The organism is Streptomyces cyaneus (assembly GCF_004028635.1).
Taxonomy (GTDB): Bacteria; Actinomycetota; Actinomycetes; order Streptomycetales; family Streptomycetaceae; genus Streptomyces; species Streptomyces cyaneus.
Genome location: NZ_RQJW01000024.1, coordinates 81508 through 105225 on the forward strand (window position 1 = coordinate 81508; position 23718 = coordinate 105225).

At 71.8% G+C, this 23718-nt stretch carries 24 protein-coding genes; 12 read left to right on the plus strand and 12 right to left on the minus strand.

Translation table 11 applies throughout. The annotated features are described in order from the left end of the window. Positions 1-15: 15 nt before the first annotated feature. Together EHO50_RS42380 and EHO50_RS42385 are read right to left on the minus strand one after the other, a co-directional pair. Positions 16-3843: an AfsR/SARP family transcriptional regulator gene (locus EHO50_RS42380; RefSeq protein WP_128437218.1), complete on the minus strand. Its 3828-nt coding sequence runs from the start codon at positions 3841-3843 to the stop codon at positions 16-18. 67 nt (positions 3844-3910) lie between these two features. After that, complete coding sequence (locus tag EHO50_RS42385) at positions 3911-4588, minus strand: DUF6578 domain-containing protein (protein WP_128437219.1); 678 nt, start codon at positions 4586-4588, stop codon at positions 3911-3913. Positions 4589-4703: 115 nt separating this feature from the next. On the opposite strand from EHO50_RS42385, the gene EHO50_RS42390 reads away from it, so the two are divergent. Continuing rightward, a complete protein-coding gene (locus EHO50_RS42390; RefSeq protein ID WP_128437220.1) occupies positions 4704-5504 on the plus strand; it encodes a site-2 protease family protein in 801 nt (266 codons plus the stop codon). Here EHO50_RS42390 and EHO50_RS42395 read toward each other — a convergent pair. Genes EHO50_RS42395 through EHO50_RS42405 form a run of 3 tightly spaced genes read right to left on the minus strand, consistent with a single transcriptional unit; the run spans position 5494 to position 7584 of the window. Then, positions 5494-5679: a hypothetical protein gene (locus EHO50_RS42395; protein ID WP_128437221.1), complete on the minus strand. Its 186-nt coding sequence runs from the start codon at positions 5677-5679 to the stop codon at positions 5494-5496. The genes EHO50_RS42390 and EHO50_RS42395 overlap by 11 nt on opposite strands. Positions 5680-5732: 53 nt before the next feature. Beyond that, positions 5733-6458, minus strand: coding sequence for an NADPH-dependent F420 reductase (gene npdG, locus EHO50_RS42400; RefSeq protein WP_128437222.1), 726 nt, complete (start codon positions 6456-6458; stop codon positions 5733-5735). A gap of 52 nt (positions 6459-6510) precedes the next feature. Further along, positions 6511-7584, minus strand: a complete 1074-nt coding sequence (locus EHO50_RS42405) for a sialidase family protein (protein WP_128437223.1) — start codon at positions 7582-7584, stop codon at positions 6511-6513. 115 nt (positions 7585-7699) lie between these two features. Here EHO50_RS42405 and EHO50_RS42410 point away from each other — a divergent pair, with 115 nt between their 5' ends. Next, entirely contained in the window at positions 7700-8302 is a 603-nt protein-coding gene (locus EHO50_RS42410) for a hypothetical protein (RefSeq protein WP_128437224.1), read from the plus strand. Positions 8303-8390: 88 nt separating this feature from the next. Continuing rightward, positions 8391-9740, plus strand: a complete 1350-nt coding sequence (locus EHO50_RS42415) for an MFS transporter (RefSeq protein WP_128437225.1) — start codon at positions 8391-8393, stop codon at positions 9738-9740. Here the strand turns inward: EHO50_RS42415 and EHO50_RS42420 are convergent, their stop codons facing one another. Further along, positions 9741-9971, minus strand: a complete 231-nt coding sequence (locus EHO50_RS42420) for a hypothetical protein (protein ID WP_048587224.1) — start codon at positions 9969-9971, stop codon at positions 9741-9743. Between the two features lie 69 nt (positions 9972-10040). Between EHO50_RS42420 and map the strand changes: the two genes are divergently transcribed. Then, positions 10041-10898, plus strand: a complete 858-nt coding sequence (map, locus tag EHO50_RS42425) for a type I methionyl aminopeptidase (protein WP_128437227.1) — start codon at positions 10041-10043, stop codon at positions 10896-10898. 134 nt (positions 10899-11032) lie between these two features. Then, positions 11033-11680, plus strand: a complete 648-nt coding sequence (locus tag EHO50_RS42430; RefSeq protein ID WP_128437228.1) for a biliverdin-producing heme oxygenase — start codon at positions 11033-11035, stop codon at positions 11678-11680. Between the two features lie 18 nt (positions 11681-11698). Here the strand turns inward: EHO50_RS42430 and EHO50_RS42435 are convergent, their stop codons facing one another. From EHO50_RS42435 to EHO50_RS42445, 3 genes are all read right to left on the minus strand, one after another. Further along, on the minus strand, positions 11699-12496 hold the full coding sequence (locus EHO50_RS42435; protein WP_128437229.1) for a hypothetical protein: 798 nt from the start codon (positions 12494-12496) through the stop codon (positions 11699-11701). A 68-nt stretch (positions 12497-12564) separates the two neighbouring features. Then, positions 12565-13209, minus strand: a complete 645-nt coding sequence (locus EHO50_RS42440; protein ID WP_128437230.1) for a PhzF family phenazine biosynthesis protein — start codon at positions 13207-13209, stop codon at positions 12565-12567. After that, entirely contained in the window at positions 13202-14089 is an 888-nt protein-coding gene (locus EHO50_RS42445; protein WP_128437231.1) for a nitrogenase-stabilizing/protective NifW family protein, read from the minus strand. Before EHO50_RS42445 ends, EHO50_RS42440 begins: the two co-directional genes overlap by 8 nt. Positions 14090-14209: 120 nt before the next feature. Here EHO50_RS42445 and EHO50_RS42450 point away from each other — a divergent pair, with 120 nt between their 5' ends. The 6 genes from EHO50_RS42450 to EHO50_RS42475 all read left to right on the plus strand — a co-directional run bounded on the left by EHO50_RS42450 (position 14210) and on the right by EHO50_RS42475 (position 20646). Continuing rightward, positions 14210-15298, plus strand: coding sequence for a FecCD family ABC transporter permease (locus EHO50_RS42450; protein ID WP_128437232.1), 1089 nt, complete (start codon positions 14210-14212; stop codon positions 15296-15298). A 119-nt stretch (positions 15299-15417) separates the two neighbouring features. Continuing rightward, entirely contained in the window at positions 15418-16239 is an 822-nt protein-coding gene (locus EHO50_RS42455; RefSeq protein ID WP_128437233.1) for a heme ABC transporter ATP-binding protein, read from the plus strand. Positions 16240-16367: 128 nt separating this feature from the next. Beyond that, positions 16368-17510: an iron uptake system protein EfeO gene (efeO, locus tag EHO50_RS42460; RefSeq protein WP_128437234.1), complete on the plus strand. Its 1143-nt coding sequence runs from the start codon at positions 16368-16370 to the stop codon at positions 17508-17510. An 11-nt stretch (positions 17511-17521) separates the two neighbouring features. Beyond that, a complete protein-coding gene (gene efeB / locus EHO50_RS42465; RefSeq protein ID WP_128437235.1) occupies positions 17522-18817 on the plus strand; it encodes an iron uptake transporter deferrochelatase/peroxidase subunit in 1296 nt (431 codons plus the stop codon). Between the two features lie 4 nt (positions 18818-18821). Beyond that, positions 18822-19694, plus strand: coding sequence for an iron uptake transporter permease EfeU (efeU, locus tag EHO50_RS42470; protein ID WP_128437236.1), 873 nt, complete (start codon positions 18822-18824; stop codon positions 19692-19694). Further along, a complete protein-coding gene (locus tag EHO50_RS42475; RefSeq protein WP_128437237.1) occupies positions 19654-20646 on the plus strand; it encodes an SCO2278 family lipoprotein in 993 nt (330 codons plus the stop codon). The genes efeU and EHO50_RS42475 overlap by 41 nt, the downstream gene beginning before the upstream one ends. 19 nt (positions 20647-20665) lie before the next feature. Here the strand turns inward: EHO50_RS42475 and EHO50_RS42480 are convergent, their stop codons facing one another. Together EHO50_RS42480 and EHO50_RS42485 are read right to left on the minus strand one after the other, a co-directional pair. Further along, positions 20666-21397 carry a bifunctional DNA primase/polymerase gene (locus EHO50_RS42480; protein WP_128437238.1) on the minus strand — a complete coding sequence of 244 codons (732 nt, stop codon included), beginning with the start codon at positions 21395-21397 and terminating at the stop codon, positions 20666-20668. A 184-nt stretch (positions 21398-21581) separates the two neighbouring features. Beyond that, positions 21582-22217: a TetR/AcrR family transcriptional regulator gene (locus EHO50_RS42485; protein WP_128437239.1), complete on the minus strand. Its 636-nt coding sequence runs from the start codon at positions 22215-22217 to the stop codon at positions 21582-21584. 111 nt (positions 22218-22328) lie between these two features. On the opposite strand from EHO50_RS42485, the gene EHO50_RS42490 reads away from it, so the two are divergent. Continuing rightward, positions 22329-22562 carry a DUF6243 family protein gene (locus EHO50_RS42490; protein WP_220096500.1) on the plus strand — a complete coding sequence of 78 codons (234 nt, stop codon included), beginning with the start codon at positions 22329-22331 and terminating at the stop codon, positions 22560-22562. Here the strand turns inward: EHO50_RS42490 and EHO50_RS42495 are convergent. Then, a complete protein-coding gene (locus EHO50_RS42495; RefSeq protein WP_128437240.1) occupies positions 22559-23548 on the minus strand; it encodes a small ribosomal subunit Rsm22 family protein in 990 nt (329 codons plus the stop codon). The two genes, EHO50_RS42490 and EHO50_RS42495, sit on opposite strands and share 4 nt — an antisense overlap. Positions 23549-23718: the final 170 nt, after the last annotated feature.

The following is a 23718-nucleotide window of genomic DNA, read 5'->3' on the forward strand; positions in this document are numbered from 1 at the left end:
TCGGAGTCGGTGTCGTCAGACCAGGGCGGCGGCCTCCCGGGCGGAGAGGCCGCCGCCCTCCGCGTACGCCGCCTCGTACGCCGCGTCGCCGAGCGCGGCGCGCGTGCGCTGCACGGCCCGTTCATACACCTCGCGCTCCTGGGACGTCGCGACGTGCCGCGGTGGCAGCAGCGCGTCTGCGGCGCCGAGGCAGCGGGCGGCGTCGTGGGCCCGGCCGCCGCCGTCGATGCCGGCGAGGGCATACGCGGCGGTGGTCAGATACGCCGAGCGCATCTGCGGGGCGATGGCCTCGGACAGCGGGTCCTCGGCGCGTTCCAGCGCCCGCCTGATCCGGTCCAGGGACTGCGGGTAGCGGCCGTCGGCCGCGTCCAGCCAGGCCTCCGCGCCGAGGATGAAGGCGTCGAAGATGACGAAGTGGGCGATCTTGAACTGCTCGCGCAGCAGCCGGAGTTGCTCACGCGCCTCGGGGATCCGTTCGCTCATGCCGAGCCGGCCGGCCAGGATCAGCCGGGCGAAGGGCATCGACTGGTCGTTCGGGCCGGCCGCCTGGTCGATGACCTCGCGCAGCAGGCGCTCTCCGCGCTCGGCCTCGCCCGCCTCGATCAGGACGCTGCCGAGCCGGGCGCTGAGCACGCCCATCTGGGCGCGGGCGCCGAGACCTTCGGCGTGCTCCATCGCCGCCTCGTAGTCGGCGGCGGCCGCACGGTAGTCGCCCCTGCGCTCACGCCCTTCGGCGCGCGCGGCGAACGCCTCCGCGGTGCCCCACCGATCGCCGAGGCGGCCGTAGATGGCAAGCGCCTCGTCGGCGTCTCGGGTGGCGTCGCCCGCCCACTCGGTGCGGTTGGCGAGCAGATTGGCCCGCATATGGAGGGCGGCGGCGAGGTCCCACTCGTATCCGGGCACGCCGCGACAGGTGTCCACAGCGGCGTCGACGATCGTCCGCACCCGTGCCATGTCCCCGGTGAGCAGGACGGCGTAGAACCAGAGGGAGCCGGGGAACCGGCATCCCTGCGGGAGTCCGGGCCGGTACGCCTCGCCGACGGCGCGCAGTTTCCGCTGCCCCTCGGGCGCCTGCCAGCGGTCCAACTCCGTGTCCATGCAGGCCAGATGGACCAGATGGACGCCGCGCCGGGCCTCCGCCAGGACCTCGCCGGTCCAGGGCGGCGGCGTGGCCGTGCAGCGCTCCCACAGCGGGGCGGCGGGCCGGACGGGCTCGGCGAAGGGGTCGGGGCCGAGGTCATGGACCTCGCGGGACCAGTTGCGGGCGACGATGCGCTGGTCGCGCATCTGCCAGTACCAGGCCATCGACAGCACCAGGCACATCGCCTCCTGCTCGTCGCGTACGGCGATGGCGTGGTGCAGGGCGGCGCGGATGTTCTCGCTCTCGCGCTCGAGCCGCTGGATGGCGGCGAGCTGGCCGGAACCGCGCAGCAACGGTTCGGTGGTGCGGGCGAGTTCGCGGTAGTACGTCAGATGGGCGCGCGCCGCCTCGGCACGCCGACCGGTCTCGTCGAGCCGCTCGCCGGCGTACTCGGCGACGGTCTCCAGCAGCCGGTAGCGCATGCCCCCGTCCCCCGCAGGGGCGGCCACCACCAGGGACTTGTCCACGAGCGAGCCGAGCGCCTCCAGTGCGACGGGCCCGCACACGGCCTCGGCGGCGGCGAGATCGCATCCGCCGGCGAACACGGACAGCCGCCGCAGCACGTCCCGTTCACCCTCGTCCAGCAACTCCCAGGACCAGTCCACGACCGCCCTGAGGGTCTGCTGGCGGGGCAGCACGGTGCGGCTGCCCGAGGTGAGCAGCCGGAAGCGGTCGTCGAGCCGGTCGGCTATCTGACGTGGCGTCAACATGCGCAGGCGTGCGGCGGCGAGCTCGATGGCGAGGGGCAGCCCGTCGAGCCGCCGGCAGATCTCCGCGCACGCCTCCGGATCGTCCGCGACCCGGAAGCCCGGCCTGGCCGCGGCGCCCCGGTCGGCGAGCAGCCGCAGCGCGAACGGCTCGGGCAGCGGGTCCACGGGCCGCAGCAACTCCCCCGGTACGCCGAGGGGTTCACGACTGGTGGCGAGCACGGTCAGCTGCGGGCAGCGCTCCAGCAGCTCCGCCACGAGCCGGGCGGCGGCCTCGACGACGTGCTCGCAGTTGTCGAGGATCAGCAGCATGCGCCGCTTGCCGCAGTGCTCGGCGAGCCGCTCGACGGGGTCGCCGTACCGGTCGGACGCGGCCCGCATGGCCTCGGCACCGGCGCCGTACAGCACGGTCTCACGGGCACCGAGAGCGGTGAGCACGGCCTCCGGTACGGCCTCGGGGTCGTCGACCGGCGCGAGTTCGGCCAGCCACACCCCGTCCGGGGCATCGTCGCGCACACTCTCGGCGGCCTCCTGCGACAGCCGCGTCTTCCCGGCACCGCCGGGGCCGAGCAGGGTGACGAGTCGGGCGGTGGAGAGGTCGACGCGGATGGCTTCGATATCGGTCGCCCGGCCGACGAAGGAGGTGAGGCGGGCGCGGAGGTTGCCGGGGGTCGGGAGGGCGGCGTCCGGGTGGGCGGTGGGGTCGGTGGTGCGGGTCTCGCCGGGGACCGCGGGGGCGTGAAGGGCGCCGGAGTCGGGCGCGGCCGTGGCACGAGCGGCGGCGTCGACGGGAACGCCGGGTCCGGCCACCGCGCGGAACGCGCCCGTACCACCGGTGCCGGACACCGATCGCCCCACCTCCGGACCGACGTCGTCGGCACCGGCGGGAGCCCGGGTGCCCTGCCCGTCCCGGGCGGGACCACGGGGAGCCCAGGCGTCAGCCGCCTCGCGGGCGGGACCACCAGGAGCCCAGGCGTCGGCCCCACCGCTGACAGCGCCCCCGGGAGCCCGGGTGTCGTGCCCGTCGCCGGCGGGACCACCAGGGACCCAGGTATCAGCCCCCTCACGGGCAGGACCACCAGGAGCCCAGGCACCAGCCCCGCCACCGACAGCCTCCCCGCGAGCCCGAGTGCCAGGCCCGCCCTGGTCGGGCCCGCCGCAATCCTGGGTGTCGGTCGCGTCGCGGGCGGCGGGCGTCGCGGACCGGGCGGGTGCAGAGCCGTCGTCGTGCGTTCGCCCAGCGGTGTCGGCCCCGTCCGCGTCCTCCGTCGGCCGGAGCAACCGCGTGTGCAGCGACCGCAGTTCGGGACCCGGGTCCGACCCGAGCCGGTCCGCCAGCAGTTGTCGTACGTCCTCGTAGGCGGCCAGTGCCTCCGCCGTGCGGCCCGCGTCGCGCAGGGCGCGCAGGCGCAGCGCCTGGAGGGGTTCGTCCAGAGGGTGGGTGTCGCACAGGGCGGTCAGTTCGGGCAGGGCCTGTTCGGCGTGGCCGAGGGCGAGGGCGGCGGTGTGGCGGGCGCGCAGCGCGTCCAGGCGCCGGGTCTCCTGACGGGACGCCTCGGCGGTGCGGTCGGGGAGGTCGGCGAGGGCGGGGCCGTGCCACAGGGCGAGGGCGTCGTCGAGGACGACGGCGGCCTTGGCGGGGTCGCCGTCGGCCAACGCGCGCGTGCCCTCGCCGGCCAGCCGCTCGAACCGGTGCAGGTCGATGTCGTCGGGCGCGGCGGCGAGCCGGTACCCGCCCTGCGCCGAGACGATCGCGCCCGCCCCGAGGGCTCGCCGCAAGCGTCCGACCAGCGCCTGGAGCGCGCCCGTGGCATCGGCGGGCGGATCCCCGTCCCACACCTCGTCGACCAGCAGGCTCGCGGGCACGGTCCGCCCGCCCCGCAGCGCCAGCACGGTCAGCAGGGCACGCAGTCGCGCCCCGCCCACCGGAACAGGGGTGCCGTCGGGGCGCAGTACCTGGGTGGTGCCGAGGATGCGATAGCGCACGGGGTCCATTGTCTCTGGTCGGGTCGGGACGGTCACAGGGTTGCGTGGCGCGGCGCGCGAGCAGCGGACGGGGGCTTCAGCCCCGTTCCGGGACGGTGCTCAGGGTCTGAAGCAACTCCGCCAGCGCGGCCGGCGCCAGGCCCGTCACCTCCGCGCCCGGTGCCGTGCCCTCGTGCGGAAGGCCGCGGGCCTCGCGCACCGCGTGTGACAGCCAGGAGTCGGTGCCCGGTACCTCCAGGGTCACGATCACGCCCGCGTCGGCGTCCGCGAACCACTTCGGGCACTTCCACACCGCCCGCAGCGACCGGTCCCCGGGGACCGGCTCCCGCGTGAGCAAACCCGGCGCCATCTCGGCGAAACCCTGCGTCAGGATCTGGATCGCCCGGATCCGGCCGCGCGTCTCGGGCAGGCACGGGTCGCCGTGGAACTCGGCCGTGAGGAGGCCGACCAGGCGGAGCCAGTCCCCCGGCCGCTCGTCGCCCAGCTCCTCCTCCGCGAGGATGTCGACCGGATGCTCGTACAGAGCCACCACGAGCCCGCTCTCCTCCCGCAGGATCCGCACCGGGTCCGCGTCGTCCCCCGGCAGGTCCGCCACCGGTCCGGCGATCTTGGTGAGCTGGTCGTGCCAGCCGCCGCCCAGCACGCCGTCGGCGTCATTGAGGAGCAGCGGCCAGCTCACCTCGTCCCCCACCTCGAACGGCGTACCGCAACACCCCATCTGCCAGTCCGCGTAGAACACATGCCAAAGCCCCATGCCCCCACCCTCCCCGGAACCACCACCCCACCGCGAGACGTTTTCCCCGTACGCCCGGTACGGTCGGGCAGGCCCGACGCCCCGTACTCCCGTCGTCCCACAGGAGCCCGCCCTCATGACCACCGCGATCACCCGCTCCGGCGACCGGCGGATCAGCCCCGTCTTCGTCGGGATCCTGGCCGTCACGGCGGTGACGGGCTGGGCCACCTGGACCGGCTTCGCCGAGCAGCCCGGCCTCGCCGTGTTCCTGTTCGTGACCGCCGCCTGGATCGTGTCCCTGTGTCTGCACGAGTACGCACACGCGCGTACCGCCCTGCACAGCGGCGACACCTCGGTCGGCGCGAAGGGCTATCTCACCCTCAACCCGCTGAAGTACACGCACGCGCTGCTCAGCATCGTGCTCCCGGTCATCTTCGTGATCATGGGCGGCATCGGGCTCCCCGGCGGTGCCGTCTTCATCGAGCGCGGCCGGATCCGGGGGCGCTGGCGGCACAGCCTGATCTCCGCGGCAGGCCCGCTGACGAACGTCCTCTTCGCCGTCGTGTGCACCGCCCCGTTCTGGCTGGACGCGCTCGACGGCGTCCCCCGGGACTTCCGGTTCGCGCTCGCCTTCCTCGCGCTGCTCCAGGTCACGGCCGCGATCCTGAACTTCATGCCGGTCCCGGGCCTGGACGGCTACGGCGTGATCGAGCCCTGGCTGTCGCACAACATCAAGCGCCAGGTGGAGCCGTTGGCCCCCTTCGGCCTGCTGCTCGTGTTCGCGCTGCTCATGCTCCCCGCCGTGAACCAAGAGTTCTTCCAGCTGATCAACACGCTGCTGGACAGCCTGGGCGTCCATGGCCTGGAGCGCTACTGCGGCCAGGACCTCTACCGCTTCTGGCAGGGCACGAGCGAGTACTGCTCGATCAGCTCGTGACGGAGCCCCGCCGCTCGTCCTTGGCGCGCTTGATGTAGTACCAGGTCATGTTCGACGACAGCCCGGCCAGCAGCACCCACACGATCCCCAGCCAGCTGCCCTGCGCGAAGGAGACCACGGCCGCGGCCACGGCCAGCAGACAGACGATCAGGGTATAGACACCAAGGCGGGGCATTTCGGTCGGCTCCTTCGGGGGACACTGCTACGGCGACCAGTGTCCCCCATCCCTCACACGTCCGTGACGCGGAGCCCCGCGTGTGCCTTGTAGCGCCGGTTCACCGAGATCAGGTTCGCGACCAGCGACTCCACCTGGTGGGCATTGCGCAGCCGCCCCGCGAAGATCCCGCGCATGCCGGGGATACGGCCGGCCAGCGCCTGGACGATCTCCACGTCCGCCCGCACCTCCCCGAGCACCATCACATCGGTGTCGATCTCGTCGATCTCCGGGTCCTGGAGCAGCACCGCCGACAGATGGTGGAAGGCGGCCGTCACCCGGGACTCCGGCAGCAGGGCGGCGGCCTGCTCGGCGGCGCTGCCCTCCTCCGGCTTCAGGGCGTAGGCGCCCTTCTTGTCGAAGCCGAGCGGGTTGACGCAGTCGACGACCAGCTTGCCGGCCAGCTCCTCGCGCAGGGACTCCAACGTCTTGCCGTGGCCCTCCCACGGCACGGCGACGATCACGATGTCGCTGCGCCGCGCGCACTCGGCGTTGTCGGCGCCCTCGACACCGTGCCCGAGCTCGTCGGCGGCGGACTGGGCGCGGTCGGCCGCCCTCGAACCGATGATCACCTTCTGCCCGGCCTTGGCGAGCCGGTAGGCGAGGCCCTTGCCCTGCGGCCCGGTCCCGCCGAGCACGCCGACGACGAGCCCGGAGACGTCGGGCAGGTCCCAGGGGTCCTTGGCCGGGGCCTTCGCGGGAGCGTCGGTGGGCTGCTGTGCACTGTCGGTAGAGGTCATGGGCCGACTTTACGTCGGCCGACTTGACGGCTCCCCCGCCCGCCCCCACGGCTCAGGTGAGGTGCGTCACGGGCACCCGCCGGAAGGTGATGCTCTCGTACGGGCCGAAGTCTCCGGTCTCGTAGAGGAGTCCGACCGTCGCGTCGTCGATGCGTACGAGGTCCGAGTACGCGGCGGGCAGACCGTCCACCGTGTGCGCGGACCGCCAGGTGAGGCCGCCGTCGGTGGAGGCGCGGATGGTCATCAGGGCGCGGGCGGCGGGGTCGGCGGGGCCCGAGAAGAGGAGCACGTCGGGGTCGCGGAGCTGCAGGACGCTGCCCTCGCAGATGGGGGCGGGCAGGCCGGCCTGCGGGCGGAAGGGCTTCACCAGGGTCGTGCCGCCGTCCTCGGAGTAGGCGTCGGCGCGATTGCCGGGGGACGGGGAGTCGTTGCGGGTGTTGAAGTAGACACGGCCGTCGGGGAGTTCGGCGGCGGTGGTCTCGTTGACGTTGACGTAGCCGTCGGTGTTCTCGTCGACGTAGCCGATGCGCCAGGTGGCGCCCCGGTCGTCGCTGAGCAGACAGTGGCCGCTGTTGTACCTGGCCTCCGTGCCGATGTCGTCGCCGGTGGGCGGGATCGTGTGGTTGGCGGGGACGACGACCCGGCCGGTGCTGAGCTGGATCGCGTGGCCGGGCGTGGTGGCGTACCAGCGCCAGCCCGGCCGCTTCACCTGCGCGGTGATCTCCTTCGAGCTGGACCAGGTGGCGCCGTCGTCGTCGCTGTGGCGCACCCAGATCCGGCGGCCGTCGGCGTCGCTGATCTCGCCGCGCAGGATGGCGGCCTCGGTGGCGGTGGCGTGGTTGCGGATGTAGACGAGCAGGATGCGGCCGGTGTCGAGGACGACGGGGGCGGGGTTGCCGGCGAGGTGCCAGTTGTTGTCGGCGGCCACCTGGAGGGGGCCCCAGGTGCGGCCGCCGTCCGTGGACCGCTTCAGCACGATGTCGATCTGCCCGTGGTCGGCGGCGGACTCGACCCGACCCTCGCAGAACGCGAGGAGCGTGCCGGTGGCGGTGGCGACGACGGCCGGGATGCGGAAACTCGCGTAGCCCTCGCGGCCGGCGCGGAAGGGGACGCTGGTCTCTGTCATGGCGGCTCCTCGAATGGCCGGTGACCCGTGGGATGACGGATCCCTATGCCCAGGTTGGGCGAATTCGTGGTGAACTCCGGGTCACGAGTGGCCGATTGCGGCAGGATGCGGTCGCATGGACGCCGTACGTGTCGCCTTGTTGCGCGAAGTGCTCGCCGGAACCGAGTGGTTGGGTGCCACACGGCGGTTCGCGGGGGCGCTGCGGTCGTCGGCGGTCTCGCACGGGGGCGGGCTGCTGCTGGTCGGCACACCGGAGTACGAGCCGTGGCATCTGGCGGCCCATCTGGTGGACGAGGCCGCGTGGTCGGGGACGCCGGAGCTCGCCCCGACCCTCGTACGGCATGACGCGCGCGCCTCGGATCCGGCGCATCTGGCGGTCGGCCTGGGGCGATTGGCGGCGGCGCGGCGCGGAGAGACGCTGCTGGTGGTGTCGCCGCACGAGCCCGGCGCGCCGCTCCTGGAACGGGTGCACGACGCCCGGCGGGCCGGTACGACGGTGCTGGCGCTCGGCGCCGACGAGGGAGAGCTGACGGCCATGTCCCACGAGACGCTGGCCGTGCCGGAGGGTGCGGAGCTGGACCTGGACACCGTGCAGCACCTGGTGAGCGCGGCGGCCGGCGAGAACGCGGTGCCCTCCGCGAGGGGACGCGGACGGTTCCGGGACCGACTGGCACGGCTGGCGGAGTCACTGACGGCACCGCCCCCTGCTCGCTGGTGACCTGGCCGGGACCCGGACCCTCCCGCCCCGGCGGGCCGCTCGCAAAACCGCTTGCCCCCGCCCCCACGCCACCCGAGCATGACCCCTCGTGACGGACGACTCCCCCACCGCTTCCCCAGCTCCCCCTTCCCCTCCCCCACCCTCCCGCCTCCGTGCCGTACTCCCCGACCTCGCCCCCTGGCGGGCCTCCGCCGACTTCCGGAGGTTGTGGCTGGCGGGCCTGATCTCCTCCTTCGGCAGCTTCCTGACGTTCGTCGCGCTGCCGGTGCAGATCAAGGAGCTGACCGGGTCCGCAGCGGCGGTCGGGGCGATCGGGGCCGTCGAGCTGGTGCCGTTGATCGTGTTCGGGCTGTACGGCGGTGCGCTCGCCGACGCGCTCGACAAGCGGAAGCTGATCGTGTGGACGGAGGCCGGGCAGGCGGTGCTCAGCGCGGCACTGCTGGTCAACGCGCTGCTGCCGAGCCCCACCGTCTGGCCGCTGTACGTCGTCGCCGCTCTCTCCTCCGCCCTCGTCTCGGTGCAACGCCCGGCTCTGGACGCCCTGTTGCCCCGGATCGTGGCCCACGACCACCTCCCGGCCGCGGCCTCGCTGAACGCGCTGCGCTGGCAGGTCGGCGGTGTCGCGGGCCCGGCCCTGGCCGGCGTGGTCGTCGCGTACGCGGGGCTCGGCTGGGCGTACGGCGCGGATCTGCTGACCTTCGTCGTCTCCGTCCTGCTCACGCTCGGCATCGCCGCCTCCCCCGCCTCCCACGAGGCCGCGCAGCCGTCCCTCAAGGCGATCGTCGAGGGCGCCCGGTACGCCTGGAGCCGCAAGGAGCTCCTCGGCACGTACGTCATCGACATCGCGGCGATGCTCTTCGCGATGCCGCTCGCCGTACTGCCGTTCCTCGCGGACGAGTTGCACGCCCCCTGGGCGCTCGGCCTGATGTATGCCGCCGTCCCCGCCGGCGCGATGCTGGTGAGCCTGACCAGCGGCTGGACCTCGCGGGTGCACCGGCACGGGCGGGTCGTGGTCCTGTCGGCCGCGCTGTGGGGCCTGGCCATCGCGGCCGCCGGTGTCTCGGGGAACGTATGGCTGGTGCTGCTGTTCCTGACCGTCGGCGGCGCTGCCGACATGGTCAGCGGCATCTTCCGCGGGGTGATGTGGAACCAGACGATCCCGGACGAGCTGCGCGGCCGGCTCGCCGGGATCGAGCTGCTGTCGTACTCGGTCGGCCCGCAACTCGGCCAGACCTACGGGGGCGGTGTCGCGGCCTGGAAGGGCGTGCGGGCGTCCATCTGGTCGGGCGGGCTGCTGTGCGTGGGCGCGGTGGGGCTGCTGGCGCTGTGCCTGCCGAAGCTGATGACGTACGACGCGCGGACGAACGAGCACGCGGTACGGCTGCGGGAGCAGCGGGCGGCGGCAGCAGCCGCACCGGCGCGGGCGACGCAGGCCTGATCAGTCGTCGTCCGCCGGACCCGTCGGGGCGTCGTGCCACCGGGGGTCGTTCTCCCACTCGAGGTTGCGTTCGCGCGCGAGGTCCATGGCCTGCTGGGCCTCCTGCCGGCTGGTGTACGGCCCGAAGCGGTCCTTGGCCGGGCACTCCGGCCCCTCCTCGACCTTCTTGTGCACGAGGCAGTAGTACCACTCGCCGGGCTTCCCGACCGTGCGCTTCTTGAACAGGGCCATGACCGGCTCCTCTCGCCTGGGATCGCCACGGACATGGTCCCCCATGGCGGCTGTCTTAGACTCGCTGGCATGTCTGGCCAGTCGCTGCTCGTACCAGGGGAGCTCTCTCCCACCCGTTCCGTGCCCGGAAACATCCGTCGCCCCGAGTACGTCGGCAAGCCCGCGCCGACGCCGTACACGGGTCCGGAGGTGCAGACCCCGGAGACCGTCGAGGCGATGCGCGTCGCCGGCCGTATCGCCGCGCGGGCGATGGCCGAGGCGGCGAAGCTGATCGCGCCCGGCGTCACGACGGACGAGCTGGACAAGGTGGCGCACGAGTACATGTGCGACCACGGGGCCTACCCCTCCACGCTCGGCTACCGCAACTTCCCCAAGTCCCTGTGCACGAGCGTCAACGAGGTGATCTGCCACGGGATCCCCGACTCCACGGTCCTGCGCGACGGCGACATCATCAACCTCGACGTGACGGCGTACATCGGCGGGGTGCACGGCGACAACAACGCCACGTACCTGGTCGGCGACGTGGACGAGGAGAGCCGCCTGCTCGTCGAGCGCACCCGTGAATCCCTGAACCGCGCGATCAAGGCGGTCAAGCCGGGCCGGCAGATCAACATCATCGGCCGGGTGATCGAGTCGTACGCCAAGCGCTTCGGCTACGGCGTGGTCCGCGACTTCACGGGCCACGGCATCAACTCGTCCTTCCACTCGGGCCTGATCATCCCGCACTACGACAGCCCGCACGCGACGACGGTCATCCAGCCCGGCATGACCTTCACCATCGAGCCGATGCTGACGCTGGGCACGCACGAGTACGACATGTGGGACGACGGCTGGACGGTCGTCACGAAGGACCGCAAGCGCACCGCACAGTTCGAGCACACGCTGGTGGTGACGGAGACGGGGGCGGAGATCCTGACGTTGCCCTGATCACTGGTCGCCGATCACCGCTCGCCGATCACCGAGCCCGCCCTGCCAGGGCGGGCTTTCTCTTGTACGCTTTTACCGACAGGGTGTCGGCAACCCATTGACTTAGGTAAGCCTTACCTTAGAGGATGTGCCCCATGGAGTCCTTCTCGACACTCATCCGCACCGCGTCCCATGAGCAGCACGTCGAGGCCGAGACCTCGACGTTCATGAGCGACCTGCTCGGCGGACGGCTCGGCGTCGACGCGTACGCCCGCTACACCGAGCAGCTGTGGTTCGTGTACGAGGCGCTGGAGACCGGCACCGAGCGGCTGGCGTCGGATCCGGTGACCGGTCCGTTCATCCAGCCGGAGCTGTTCCGGCTGGCGTCACTGGAGCGGGACCTGGCGCATCTGCGGGGCCCGAACTGGCGGGCGGGAGTGTCGGCGCTGCCGGCGACGCGGGCCTACGCGGACCGGGTACGGGAGTGCGCCCAGGGCTGGCCGGCCGGCTATGTCGCCCACCACTACACCCGCTACCTCGGCGACCTCTCCGGCGGCCAGATCATCCGCGCCAAGGCGGAGAAGACCTGGGGTTTCGCACGCAAGGGCGACGGGGTCCGCTTCTACGTCTTCGAGGAGATCTCCAACCCGGCGGCGTTCAAGCGGAGTTACCGCGAACTGCTGGACGCGGTGCACGCGGACGACCTGGAGAAGCAGCGGATCGTGGCGGAGTGCAAGAGGGCGTTCGCACTGAACACGGCGGTGTTCCGGGCGTTGGGCGAGGAGTTCCCGCTGTCGGCGTGAAGCCCGGCGACGCCTCTCTCACCGCCAGGGCCGAAGGCCACCGGCGTCCGTCTTCCAGGTGTCCCGCGCGGCACGCAGGACGGCATCGGCGCGCGCTCGTTCGGTACGAGCGCGCTCCTTGGCCTCGTCGAGCTCGGGACGGCCCGCCTCCTCGGCCTTCGCCAGGGCGGCCTCGGCCCGCCCGATCTCGGCGACGAGGTCGGCGTCGCGGCGCTGCAGGTCCCGGCGGGACTCCTCGTGCCGCACCACCTGGTTGTGGATCGCCTCGACCAGGGCGTCCGCGGCGACCTCCTGGTGCCGTGGGTACGGCTGACTCCGCCTGGTGCCGTCCGGCACGGTCACCCGGATGTAGACGTAGTCCTGGGAGTGCTCGAGTTTTACGGTGAGGCCGTCCAGCGGCAACCGCTCACCGACCACTTTCCGGGGCTCGGCCTGCCCCTCGGCGGCCTCCTCCTTCAGAAACAGCAGCTCGTGCTCGAGGAGTCCCAGCGGCCACAGCCACAGCTCCGGCTTCACCTCTTGGTCCGGGCCCTGCCGGTGCAGCTCCTCCCGCGCCCTGCCCAGCTCCTGAACACGCCGTTGGAGGGGTTCGATGCCGTCCGCGAAGCCGCGTTCGGCATCCGCGACGATGCGGTCGGCCGTGTCCCTCCCCGTCCGCCGAGCTCGGCGCGCCTTGGCCAGCGCCTGCCGCTGCGGGCGGTGCTTGGAGTCGGGCCAGGCGTACCGCCACTTGCTCGGGAGAAACGGATAGTGGGCGTACCACGCGAGGAATCCGCCCACGACGACGACCAACAGCAGCGCGACCCAGCCGTCCACCGGTTCCCCCCAGCGCCCGCCCCGACAACGGGCCCAGTGTGGCGGCATCCGGCGGTCCGCACCAGGTGTCAGCGCTCCAGCACCACGCGCCCGCCGACCTCGACCCACCCTCCCGGCTGCGGTGCCGTGAGGATCTGGGACCCGGCTCCCTGTGTGATGTTGAGGGCGCGCCCCAGGCGGTCGGTGAGCAGCAGCGCCGCCGCGCCGGTCGCCTCGTCCTCCTCGATGCCGTCGTCCCGGCCGGGGAAGCCGCGGGCCCGGATGCGTCCGGCCGCCTCGTCCTCCCACGCCCAGGCGTAGATCCACTCACCCGGTGGCGGTACGTCCAGGTCATCCACTTCGGCCGGCGTCGCGTACTGCCGCAGGGTGCGCGGCGGGGCCCACTGCGCCCGCGCCTCGATCCAGCTGAACTCCCCGTCCAGCCGCGCGCCCACCACGCCCGCGGGTGTGACCAGTTCGGGCACGTCGAGCAGCCAGGCCGTACCGACGCAGGGGTGACCGGCGAAGGGCAGGCGCAGGGTCGGCGTGTAGATGTCGATGCCCCCGCGCTCGGGGTCGTCCACGAACACGGTCTCACTGAAGCCTAGCTTCGCGGCGAACGCCTGCCGCTCGCCCCGCTCGGGGATCACCGAGCCTTCGCGGACGACGCCGAGTTCGTTGCCGTATCCGCCCCTCGGCCCGCAGAAGACGCGGAGGACGTCGTAGTCAGTCACGGGGGAATTGAAACATCACGCGGGCGGCGAGGTCGTCCCAGGTGGCGGCTCCGCCGGGGAGGGGGAGGAAGGGGGTGCGGAGTCCGTCGTAGGGCAACGAGGCGATCGTGTCGGCGTACGCCCGTTCCAGGGTGGCCCGTTGGCGTTGCGTAGCCGGATCATCGGGGCGTGCCGCCAGCTGTCGCATGCGGTGCTGGTGTCCTTCGGTCACCTCTTCGGCCACCCGCCGCCAGCTGTCCTCGTCGGCCACCCGGCTCAACTCCACGCACTCCGGCGTCCGCTCCTCCGCCAGCGCCGCCACCGCCCGGTCGTGGCCGTCGAGGATCAGCCAGCCGTCCAGGAAGGCCACCCGCCACAGCAGGACGGGCGCGAGGGTGCCCTCGCGGGCGTGCTTGCGGTACGCCTTCACCCGCCCGGCATCCGGTGGGGAGAGCGGGCGCAGCGGGAGGACTCCGTGCCAGCCGCCACCGCAGTACAGCTCCAGCCGACCGGTCGGCCAGTCCCGTACGAAGTCCTCGCTCCAGACGCCCGGTTCGAAGACGGTCCGCCGGGCCAGCTCCCAGCGGCCGTCCGCCAAGGGGGTCCCGTCCGCCCCCTCCAGCCAACGGGCGTACTGATGCGGCCAGTTGACGGACGAGCGCATGGCCGCCGAACGCACCGGCGGCAAAGGCGAGCGGTAGCCGTCGAGGCGGTGCAGATACAGCTCCGGGCAACAGCCCTCGCCCACCGACCGGCCCAGCAAGAGAGGCCGCTCTCCCTGCCGCAGCAGCATCCGGCCGTCGCCCACCGTCTCGAAGCGCAACACCGGCGGGCCGGTACGGCCCTCTACGTTCAGCACGAGCCTTGTCGGCCCCAGCAGTTCCCTGTGCCCCCTGTCCATGGGGACAGTCTTACGCCTGCGCACCCCGCCGGTGCCTGACGGTCACCAGCGGACGGTGGCGAGTGAAGGTAAGGCTAACCTAAGCTTTGCCCACCGGAAAGCGTAAGAGGGGGATACGGCATGACCGTGCTGGAGAAGGCCGCGCCCGAAGCCGTGGCCGCGGCGCCGCCGCCCCGCAGACGGCACACCGCCGCCTGGCTGCTGACCGTCGGCATGAGCGTCGCCCTCCTCGCCCTCGTCCCGGTCGCCGCCGGCATCGGCGCCTACCCGACCCCGGTCGGGGACGTCCTCGCCTCCGTGCAGCACCGAGTCGGGCTCGGCGGCGGGGAGTTGGACCGGGTCGCCGAGTCCGTGTTGTGGAACGTCCGCCTCCCTCGGATCGTGCTCGCGCTGCTCATCGGGGCCTCGCTGGGCTGTGCCGGCGCGCTGATGCAGGGCGTGTTCGGCAATCCGCTGGCCGAACCGAGCACCATCGGCGTCTCCCTGGGCGCGGCGGTCGGAGCGGTGGCCGCCATCTCGCTCGGGCTGACCTTCCTCGGCAACTGGACCCTCCCCGCGATGGCCTTCGTCGCCGGTCTCGGCACGGTGCTGCTGGTGTACGTGATGTCCCGCTCGGGCGGCCGTACGGAGGTCGTGACCCTGATCCTCATGGGCATCGCGGTCAACGCCTTCGCCGGGGCGCTCATCGGCCTGTTCATCTTCCTCGCCGACACCGCCGCGGTGAACCAGATCACCTTCTGGCAGCTCGGCTCCCTCGCCCAGTCCACCTGGCCCAAGGTGACGGCGGTCCTGCCCTGCGCGGCCCTGGGCCTGGTGGTGGCCCCTCTGTACGCGCGCCGCCTGGACCTGCTCGCGCTCGGCGACCGGCCCGCCCGGCATCTGGGGGTGGACGTGGAGCGGATGCGGATCGCGCTGATCCTGGTCGTCGCCCTGCTGACGGCGGCCGCGGTCAGCGTCTCCGGCGTCATCGGGTTCATCGGCCTCGTCGTGCCGCACCTGCTGCGGATGGCCGCGGGGCCCGGGCACCGGTTCCTCATTCCCGGCAGCGCACTGGGTGGGGCGGTGGTGTTGCTCGCGGCGGATCTCGCTGCGCGGACCGTGGCGGCGCCCGCGGAGTTGCCGCTCGGTGTGCTTACGGCTCTGCTGGGCAGCCCGTTCTTTTTCTGGCTGCTGCGTCGGACTCGGCGGCGGCAAGGGGGGTGGGCCTGAGGGTCGTATGCCGGGTGCGGGTGAGTGGGGGCTGGTAGCGCCCACGCGGCGGAGCCGCAAATCGACCACAGCCCCGCGCCCCTTTGGTTCTCCAGTCCCCTTCTCGACAAGGACCCTCCGTGAGACTGCTCCGCCCTCGCCCCACTGCCCCAGCCCCCTCCGAACCCGGCGACATCCTCGCCGCCGCCGAGTCGCTGCACGTTCGTCTCGGTGTGCGCGAGGTGCTGACCGGCGTCTCCGTCACCGTCCGGGCCGGTGAAGTACTCGCTCTCGTCGGGCCCAACGGTGCTGGAAAGTCCACCCTGTTGAGCGCGCTGGCCGCCGACCTACCGGCCGCCGAGGGGGCCGTACGGATCCACGGCCGCCCGGCGAGCGACTGGTCCGCCCCCGAACTCGCCCTTCGCCGTGCGGTGCTGCCGCAGTCGGCGGCCCTCTCTTTTCCCTTCACGGTCGAGGAGGTCGTCCGGATGGGCCGTGCGCCCTGGGCCTCCCTCGGCATGGAGGACGACGACGCGGCCGTCGCCGAAGCCATGGCCGCCACCGAGGTGACCGACTTCGCGCTGCGGCCGTTCTCCGCGCTCAGCGGTGGCGAGCGGGCCCGGGTCGCGCTCGCCCGGGTGCTGGCCCAGCGGGCGCCGCTGCTGCTGCTCGACGAGCCGACCGCGGCCCTCGACCTCAAGCACCAGGAGTTGGTGCTGCGGGTGTGCCGGGAGCGGGCGCGGGCCGGGGACGCGGTGGTGGTCGTACTCCACGATCTGGGGCTCGCGGCGGCCTACGCGCATCGGGTCGCCGTCCTGCGCGGCGGGCGGGTCGCGGCGGAGGGGCCGCCCGCCGAGGTCTTCTCCGAGCGGCTGCTGTCGGAGGTGTACGACCAGCCCGTCGAAGTGCTTTCGCACCCTCGAACGGGAGGGCTACTGGTGACGCCACTACGGAATCTTTGACGTTCCTTTGACTCTTCTATGGGATTGTTTTTGGCCACTTAGGCGATCCTTATCTGCGTTAGGCAAGCCTCACCTTGGTTCAATGTGAGGTCTGTCACGCACCTTTTCGGCCATCTCCTGGAGCCTTCATGCGAGCCGTCAGACTGTCCGTCATCACCGCCATAGCCACCGCGGCGGCTCTGACCGCCGTCACCGGCTGCACCGAGAAAGGCAGTTCGGACGGCGGTGACGGGGTCATCAACGTGACCGCGACCGACGACAAGTGTGAGGTGTCGAAGAAGGAGTTCCCGGCTGGGCACATCGAGCTCGCCATCGAGAACAAGGGCTCCAAGGTCACCGAGGTCTACGTCCTCTTCCCGGACGACCGCATCGTCACCGAGCGGGAGAACATAGGCCCCGGCACCAAGCAGACCGTCACCGCCGAGGTGAAGGCGGGCGACTACACCATCGCCTGCAAGCCCGGCATGAAGGGCGACGGCATCCGGCAGGCCGTCAAGGCCACCGGCAAGGGCACGACCGCCAAGCGCGATCCGCGGCTGGACAAGGCCGTTGCCGCGTACCGTGCCTACGCGCAGCAGCAGGCCGACGAGACCCTGCCGCTCGCCGAGGCGTTCGCCAAGGCGGTGAAGGACGGCGACATCGAGGCCGCCAAGAAGGCCTACGCCCCCTCCCGCATCGGCTGGGAGCGCACCGAGCCGGTCGCCGAGTCCTTCGGCGACATCGACCCGAAGGTCGACCTGCGCGCGGACGGTCTGAAGGGCGGCCAGAAGTGGACCGGCTGGCACCGGCTGGAGAAGTCCCTCTGGCAGGACAAGAAGATCACCGCTGAGGACAAGACCCTCGCCGACCAGCTCATCACCGACCTGAAGGACTGGCAGAAGCGGGTCGGCAAGGCCGAGATCACCCCGACCTCCATGGGCAACGGCGCCAAGGAACTCCTCGACGAGGTCGCCACCGGCAAGGTCACCGGCGAGGAGGAGCGCTACTCGCACACCGACCTGGTCGACTTCAAGGCCAACGTCGAGGGCGCGCAGAAGTCGTACGAACTGCTCAAGCCGGTGGCGCAGGAGAACGACAAGGCGCTGACCACCGAGCTGGACAAGCAGTTCGCCGCACTGAACACGCTGCTCGACAAGTACCGCGCCGACAAGTCGTCGTATGACTTCACCTCGTACGACAAGGTCGGCGAGGCCGACCGCAAGGAGCTCTCGGACGCGGTGAACTCGCTCGCCGAGCCGCTCTCCAAGCTTGCTGCCGCCGTCGTGAAGTAGGGGACGCAACCATGACGGACACGAACTCCTCCGAGGCCACCACACCGGAGGCGGCCCCTACGCCGGAGGCCACCACGCCCGCGCCCTCGCGCCGTTCGCTGATCGGCTGGGGCGGTGCCGGGCTCGCGCTCGGTGCCGTCGCGGCCGGCGGTGCCGTGGCGATGACCCGCACGGGCGACGACCTGGATCCGGCCGCCTCCGAGACGGGCGCCGCGATTCCCTTCCATGGCGCACAGCAGGCCGGCATCGCCACCCCGGTGCAGGACCGGCTGCACTTCGCCGCGTTCGACGTGAAGACCGACGACCGCGCCGAGTTCGTGCAGATGCTGAAGGACTGGACGGCGGCCGCGCGCCGGATGACCGCGGGGCAGGCCGTCGGCGAGGGCGGGTTCGGCGGTCTGCCCGAGGCACCACCGGACGACACCGGTGAGGCGCTGGGGCTGAAGCCGTCGCGGCTGACGCTCACCATCGGATTCGGTCCGTCGCTGTTCGAGAAGTTCGGGCTGGCGGACCAGCGGCCGGAGGCGCTCGTCGACCTGCCTCAGTTCGCCGGCGACAACCTCGACAAGAACCGCAGCGGCGGCGACCTGTGCGTCCAGGCGTGCGCCGACGACCCGCAGGTCGCCGTGCACGCGATCCGCAACCTGGCCCGGATCGGCTTCGGCAAGGTCGTCATCAAGTGGTCCCAACTCGGCTTCGGGAAGACCTCGTCCACGACGCCCGAGGAGCAGACCCCGCGCAACCTCATGGGCTTCAAGGACGGCACCCGCAACATCGCCGGGACGGAGACGGACCGGCTGAAGAAGTTCGTGTGGGTGGACGAGAAGGCCGGCCCGGACTGGATGGTCGGCGGCTCCTATCTGGTCGCCCGCCGCATCCGTATGCACATCGAGACCTGGGATCGCACCTCCCTGCAGGAGCAGGAGGACATCATCGGCCGCGACAAGGGCGAGGGCGCCCCGGTCGGCAAGGCCAAGGAGCGCGACGAGCCGTTCCTGAAGGCGATGAAGCCCGAGGCGCACGTGCGGCTCGCGCACCCCGACTCCAACGACGGGGCGACGATCCTGCGCCGCGGCTACTCCTTCACCGACGGCACCGACGGCCTGGGCCGCCTGGACGCGGGCCTGTTCTTCCTGGCGTACCAGAAGGACGTCCGCAAGGGCTTCATCCCGATCCAGCGCAGCCTGGCCATCGACGTGCTCAACGAGTACATCCAACATGTGGGTTCGGCGATCTACGCGGTCCCGCCCGGCGTCCGCGACAAGGACGACTGGTGGGGCCGGACGCTGTTCTCCAAGGAGGCGTGAGCACGTGTTCTCCAACTATCTGATCGGCCTGCGCGAAGGGCTGGAAGCCAGCCTCGTCGTCTGCATCCTCATCGCCTACCTGGTCAAGACGGACCGCCGGGACGCGCTGAAGCCCATCTGGATCGGCATCGGCGTCGCGGTCGCCCTCGCGCTCGGCTTCGGCTGCGCGCTCGAATTCGGCTCCCAGGAGCTGACGTTCGAGGCACAGGAGGCGCTCGGCGGCTCCCTGTCGCTGCTGGCGGTCGGCCTGGTGACGTGGATGGTGTTCTGGATGCGCCGCACCGCCCGGCACCTCAAGGCGGAGCTGCACGGCAAGCTGGACACAGCGCTCCAGATGGGCACGGGCGCGCTGGTCGCGACCGCGTTCCTGGCGGTCGGCCGGGAGGGCCTGGAGACGGCCCTGTTCGTGTGGGCGTCGGTGCGCGCGGCCGGCGACGGCACGCCGCGCCCGCTGATCGGCGTCGCCCTCGGCATCGCCACGGCCATCGTGCTGGGCTGGCTGTTCTACCGCGGCGCGCTGCGCATCAACCTCGCCAAGTTCTTCACCTGGACCGGCGGCATGCTGGTCGTCGTGGCGGCGGGTGTGCTGGCGTACGGCTTCCACGACCTGCAGGAGGCGCGCTGGCTGCCCGGCCTGACAAACCGCGCCTTCGACATCAGCGACACCATCGATCCGTCCAGTTGGTACGGCACCCTGCTGAAGGGCATCTTCAACTTCCAGCCGGACCCGACCGTCCTCCAGGTCACAGTGTGGCTGCTGTACCTGATCCCGACGCTCGCGCTGTTCCTGGCCCCGGTAGGGTTCGCCTCCGGGAAGGGGAAGGTGAAGGCACCTGATGAGCAGGGATCGCGGCCCTCGAAGGCTCCGCAGGCTTGACCGGAGCGCACTGATAGCGGCTTCCGTGACCGCTTTGTCGTTGACGGCGAGCGGATGCGTGGTCGTCCACGGGGAGAAGGAAGTACTCCCCTCGGCCACCAAGGCGGAGGCCGCCAAGGCCCTCCAGCAGTTCACAGCCGCGTACAACAAGGCGGACAAGGCGTACGACAGTTCGCTCGACGCCGATTACGTCACCGGCGCCCTGAGCGACATCGACAGTGCCCGGCTGAAGGCGGGCAAGGCGGTCAGTCCCGGCGGCAACGCGGCGCACACCCCGCTGGAGTTGTCGGACGTCAACTACACGATCCCGAAGAAGGCAGGCTGGCCACGCTGGTTCCTGGCCGACGCGGCCGGCAACAAGTTCGGCAACGCGCGCTGGATCTTCGTGTTCACCCGCGGCGGCCTGGACGAGCCGTGGGAGGGGACGTATCTGACGCTGGTGGCGCCCGGCGACCTGCCGAAGTTCAAGACCGACAAGGACGGCTGGGCCGAGGCCGTCCCCGCGAACTCGACCGAACTGGCCGTGCCGCCCGGGGACTTGAGCAAGTCGTACGCCGCCTATCTCAAGGACGGCAAGGGCGTCTTCGCGCCCGGCCGCCACACCAGCGCGTGGCGTGCCGACCGGGAGAAGGCCGCCAAGCGGCCGGGCCTGGTCAGCCAGTTCATCGACGAGCCGCTGACGAGCGGCGACTACGCCCCGCTGGCGCTGCGCACCGTGGACGGCAGCGCGCTGGTGTTCTTCACCACGCGCTACTACGAGAAGCGGACGGCGTATGCGGGCACCAACGTCCCCTCGCCGGGCAAGGCGGTGGAGGCGCTGACGAAGGGCGAGATAAAGCAGTCGCTGACGATGGAGATCATCTCCAACGAACTCGCCCTGGACCCGAAGGGCTCGGGCAAGGTGCAGGTCATCGGCCGGACCCAGGGCCTGACGTCGGCGAAGGGCGAGTAGCGCGCCGCGCTGCGGTGCCTCAGCGGCGCAGGGGCCAGGCCGCGGAGACGTGGTCGGGCTCCTGGCCGGCGTGGCGGGCGCAGGCGTCGGTGAGGGTTTCCAGCAGGGTCAGCGGGTCGGGCAGCGGGTGTTCGAGCCCGCGCACCCAGTGCACGCTCTGGCCGTCGCCGGGCAGCCTCGCGGGCGGTACGAGGACATAGGACCCGCGGCAGTGCCAGCGCAGTCCGGGATGTTCGTCCATGGTCTCGGGGTGGCAGTCCAGCTCGCAGGGCCACCACTCGTCCTCGTCCTCGGGGGTGCCGCGGGTGAGGGTGAAGAACAGCAGGCGGCCGTCGTCGCTCTCGGCGACGGGGCCGACCTCGACACCGGCGGCGAGCAGCCGCTCCAGCGCCTCGCGCCCGGCCTCGACCGGTACGTCGAGGACGTCGTGCACCATGCCGGTCGCGGTGATGAAGTTGGCCTCGGGCTGGTGGCGGGCCCAGCGCTCGATCTGGGCGCGGTCGGTGGTGGACTGCGTCTGCCAGGCGAAGGACACGGGGTGCCGGGCGGGGGTGGGACATCCGACCCGGTCACAGGAACATCGGTAGCCGGCCGGGTGCGCGGCGGGCGAGAGAGGCAGTCCTGTCGCGGCGGCGGCGAGCAGCAGGGCCTCCCGGCCACCGTCGTCGGCGGCCTCCTTCGGACGGCGTCCCCGCAGCCACTGGGAGAGTTTGCCCTGCAGGCCGGTCCGGCCGCCCAACTCCGCGCTCATCTATCCCCTCGCCTCGCTGTCGTGCGGAACAGCATGCCCTATGGTCCCACCATCCTGCGCTCCGGGGGGCCGTAGCGGACAACCGGGGTAGGTGGGGCGAGGCGTACACGGCACCTGGATCAAGGGTCATGGGGTGCTTTAGCGGTATTTACGCGCCTCGCGGAGCATGCCCGGCGCAGGGAGCTCAGCGCGGGGCGAGGCCGTGCAGGGCGTAGTCGACGAGGGTGTCGGTGTACTCGTACGAGATCGGGCCCGTGTGCTGGAGCCAGCGCTGGGCCAGCGGCGAGACGAAGAGTTCGAGCGCGATGCGCGGGTCGAGGTCGGGGCGCACCTGGCCGGCCTCCTGTGCCGAGCGCAGCCGGTCGACGTAGAGCTGGAGCGAGGGCAGGAGGAGCTTGGCCACGTACTCCCGGCCGAGCTGCTCGTTGACCAGGCCCTCGGCGGCGAGGGCGCGGGACGGGGCGTCGAAGCGGGGGTCCGTCAACTCGTCGACGGTGGCGCGCAGTACGGCCTTGAGGTCGGCGGCGAGGTCTCCGGTGTCCGGGATGGCGTACGGCTCCTGCCCCGCGGCCTGCGCGGCCTGTTCCCCGAGGTCGAGGAACGCTTCCATCAGCACCTCGGCCTTCGACGGCCACCACCGGTAGATCGTCTGCTTGCCGACGCCTGCACGGGCGGCGATGCCCTCGATGGTGGTCCTGGGGTAGCCGACCTCCGCGACGAGAGCGAGGGCGGCGTCGTAGATGGCTCGACGGGAGCGCTCGCTGCGGCGGGTGGAGTTGGGTGCGGGCTGGGCGGGCTGGGCGGACTTCTGGGCTGCCATGGTTCGAATTTATCAGGTTGACAAGACGCAACGTCTCGCCGGATCCTGAGCGGGTTGACGATGTCGAGACGATACGTATCGTTTCACGACCGACTGGAAAGGAGCCCGACCATGGCTCGAAGTGGTGCCGGAAACATGCTGGGAGTCGGCGGAGCGCGCCGGAATCTCAGCCGCAAGGCCCTGCGCGGCGGCGGTCGAACCGGCCCGATCGGCGGAGGAACGGACCCCACGACCCAGAAACGGGAGCTGCTGCGCAGGTTCCAGCAGAAGCAGGCCGAGGGGGCCGAAGGGGCCGAGGAATTCGGGGAAGCCGATGAAGGAGTGGAGGACGAGGGTCCGTCCTAGTCGAGCTCCGGCGGCCAGGGGTCGCCCCAGGCTGCGTCGCGGGCCGCCTTGTAGAGGTCACCGTGTCGTTTGGTGACCGTGGTGCGGTGCAGGGAGGGCTCGGTTTCGCACAGGTCGAGGAGTACCTGGCCCTTGCGGATCTGGGGTTTGCGTACGACGCGGGCGGGGGCCGGGGTGACCGGGAGGCGGGTTGCGGCGACGTAGCTGAACTTCTCGTCCTCGTAGGCGAGGGAGCCGCCCTTGATCTGGCGGTGCAGGGAGGAACGGCTGACCCGGGCCGAGAAGTGGCACCAGTCCGTGCCGGGGACGATGGGGCAGGCGGCGCTGTGCGGGCAGGGGGCGGCGACGTGGAAGCCGGCGGCGATCAGACGGTCGCGGGCCTCGATGACGCGGGTGTAGCCGTCGGGGGTGCCGGGTTCGACGATCACGACGGCCTGGGCGGCGGACGCGACGGTGTCGAGGAGGGCGGTGCGGTCGGGGGCGGTGAGTTCGTTGAGGACGTAGGAGACGGTGACGAGGTCGGTGGGGTCGAGGGTGAGGGTGCTGCCGATCCGGGCGCGCTGCCAACGGGCGTCCTTCAACGCCGGGTTGGCGGCGGCGATCTCCTTGCCGGTCGCCAGGGCGGGCTCGGCCCAGTCCAGCACGGTGACGCTGCGCTCGCCGGGCCAGGTCGCGGTGACGGCCCAGGTCGCGGCGCCGGTGCCGCCGCCGACGTCGGTGTGGCTGGTGGGGGTCCATGTCGGTACGGCCGCCGCGAACGCCTCCAGCGCGGAGTGGACCGCCTCGAAGGTGGCGGGCATTCGGTAGGCGGCGTAGGCGGCCACGTCGGCGCGGTCGCGGAGGATCGGGGAGTCGGTGGGGGTGGCGCCCCGGTAGTTGGCGATCAGCCGGTCTACGGCCTGGGCGGCCTGGCGGGGTGGGAGGCCGTCGAGGAGGGTGGCGAGACTGCTGCGTAGGGCGTCTGCCGGGGATACGGGGGCGTTCACCCGGCGATTCTACGAGGGCGCCCGGCGCCGGGGTGAGCCCCGATTCCCTCGCCCCCGCCGCCCCTCCCCGTCCCGTCCTTGAAGGGGCTCCGCCCCTTCGACCCCGCCAGGGGGCTCTGCCCCCTGGACCCCCGCTCCTCAAACGCCGGAGGGGCTGAGTTTTTTCAGCC

Bases quoted from the DNA above. Each gene is read 5' to 3' on its own strand.
- efeO (WP_128437234.1), top strand. From the start codon at position 16,368: ATGCGAGCCGTCAGACTGTCCGTCATCACCGCCATAGCCACCGCGGCG.
- EHO50_RS42485 (WP_128437239.1), bottom strand. From the start codon at position 22,217: ATGGCAGCCCAGAAGTCCGCCCAGCCCGCCCAGCCCGCACCCAACTCC.
- EHO50_RS42410 (WP_128437224.1), top strand. From the start codon at position 7,700: ATGGACGCCGTACGTGTCGCCTTGTTGCGCGAAGTGCTCGCCGGAACC.
- EHO50_RS42475 (WP_128437237.1), top strand. From the start codon at position 19,654: ATGAGCAGGGATCGCGGCCCTCGAAGGCTCCGCAGGCTTGACCGGAGC.
- EHO50_RS42390 (WP_128437220.1), top strand. From the start codon at position 4,704: ATGACCACCGCGATCACCCGCTCCGGCGACCGGCGGATCAGCCCCGTC.
- npdG (WP_128437222.1), bottom strand. From the start codon at position 6,458: ATGACCTCTACCGACAGTGCACAGCAGCCCACCGACGCTCCCGCGAAG.
- EHO50_RS42430 (WP_128437228.1), top strand. From the start codon at position 11,033: ATGGAGTCCTTCTCGACACTCATCCGCACCGCGTCCCATGAGCAGCAC.
- map (WP_128437227.1), top strand. From the start codon at position 10,041: ATGTCTGGCCAGTCGCTGCTCGTACCAGGGGAGCTCTCTCCCACCCGT.
- EHO50_RS42405 (WP_128437223.1), bottom strand. From the start codon at position 7,584: ATGACAGAGACCAGCGTCCCCTTCCGCGCCGGCCGCGAGGGCTACGCG.
- EHO50_RS42420 (WP_048587224.1), bottom strand. From the start codon at position 9,971: ATGGCCCTGTTCAAGAAGCGCACGGTCGGGAAGCCCGGCGAGTGGTAC.
- EHO50_RS42395 (WP_128437221.1), bottom strand. From the start codon at position 5,679: ATGCCCCGCCTTGGTGTCTATACCCTGATCGTCTGTCTGCTGGCCGTG.
- EHO50_RS42480 (WP_128437238.1), bottom strand. From the start codon at position 21,397: ATGAGCGCGGAGTTGGGCGGCCGGACCGGCCTGCAGGGCAAACTCTCC.
- EHO50_RS42380 (WP_128437218.1), bottom strand. From the start codon at position 3,843: ATGGACCCCGTGCGCTATCGCATCCTCGGCACCACCCAGGTACTGCGC.
- EHO50_RS42385 (WP_128437219.1), bottom strand. From the start codon at position 4,588: ATGGGGCTTTGGCATGTGTTCTACGCGGACTGGCAGATGGGGTGTTGC.
- efeB (WP_128437235.1), top strand. From the start codon at position 17,522: ATGACGGACACGAACTCCTCCGAGGCCACCACACCGGAGGCGGCCCCT.
- EHO50_RS42450 (WP_128437232.1), top strand. From the start codon at position 14,210: ATGACCGTGCTGGAGAAGGCCGCGCCCGAAGCCGTGGCCGCGGCGCCG.
- EHO50_RS42490 (WP_220096500.1), top strand. From the start codon at position 22,329: ATGGCTCGAAGTGGTGCCGGAAACATGCTGGGAGTCGGCGGAGCGCGC.
- EHO50_RS42445 (WP_128437231.1), bottom strand. From the start codon at position 14,089: ATGGACAGGGGGCACAGGGAACTGCTGGGGCCGACAAGGCTCGTGCTG.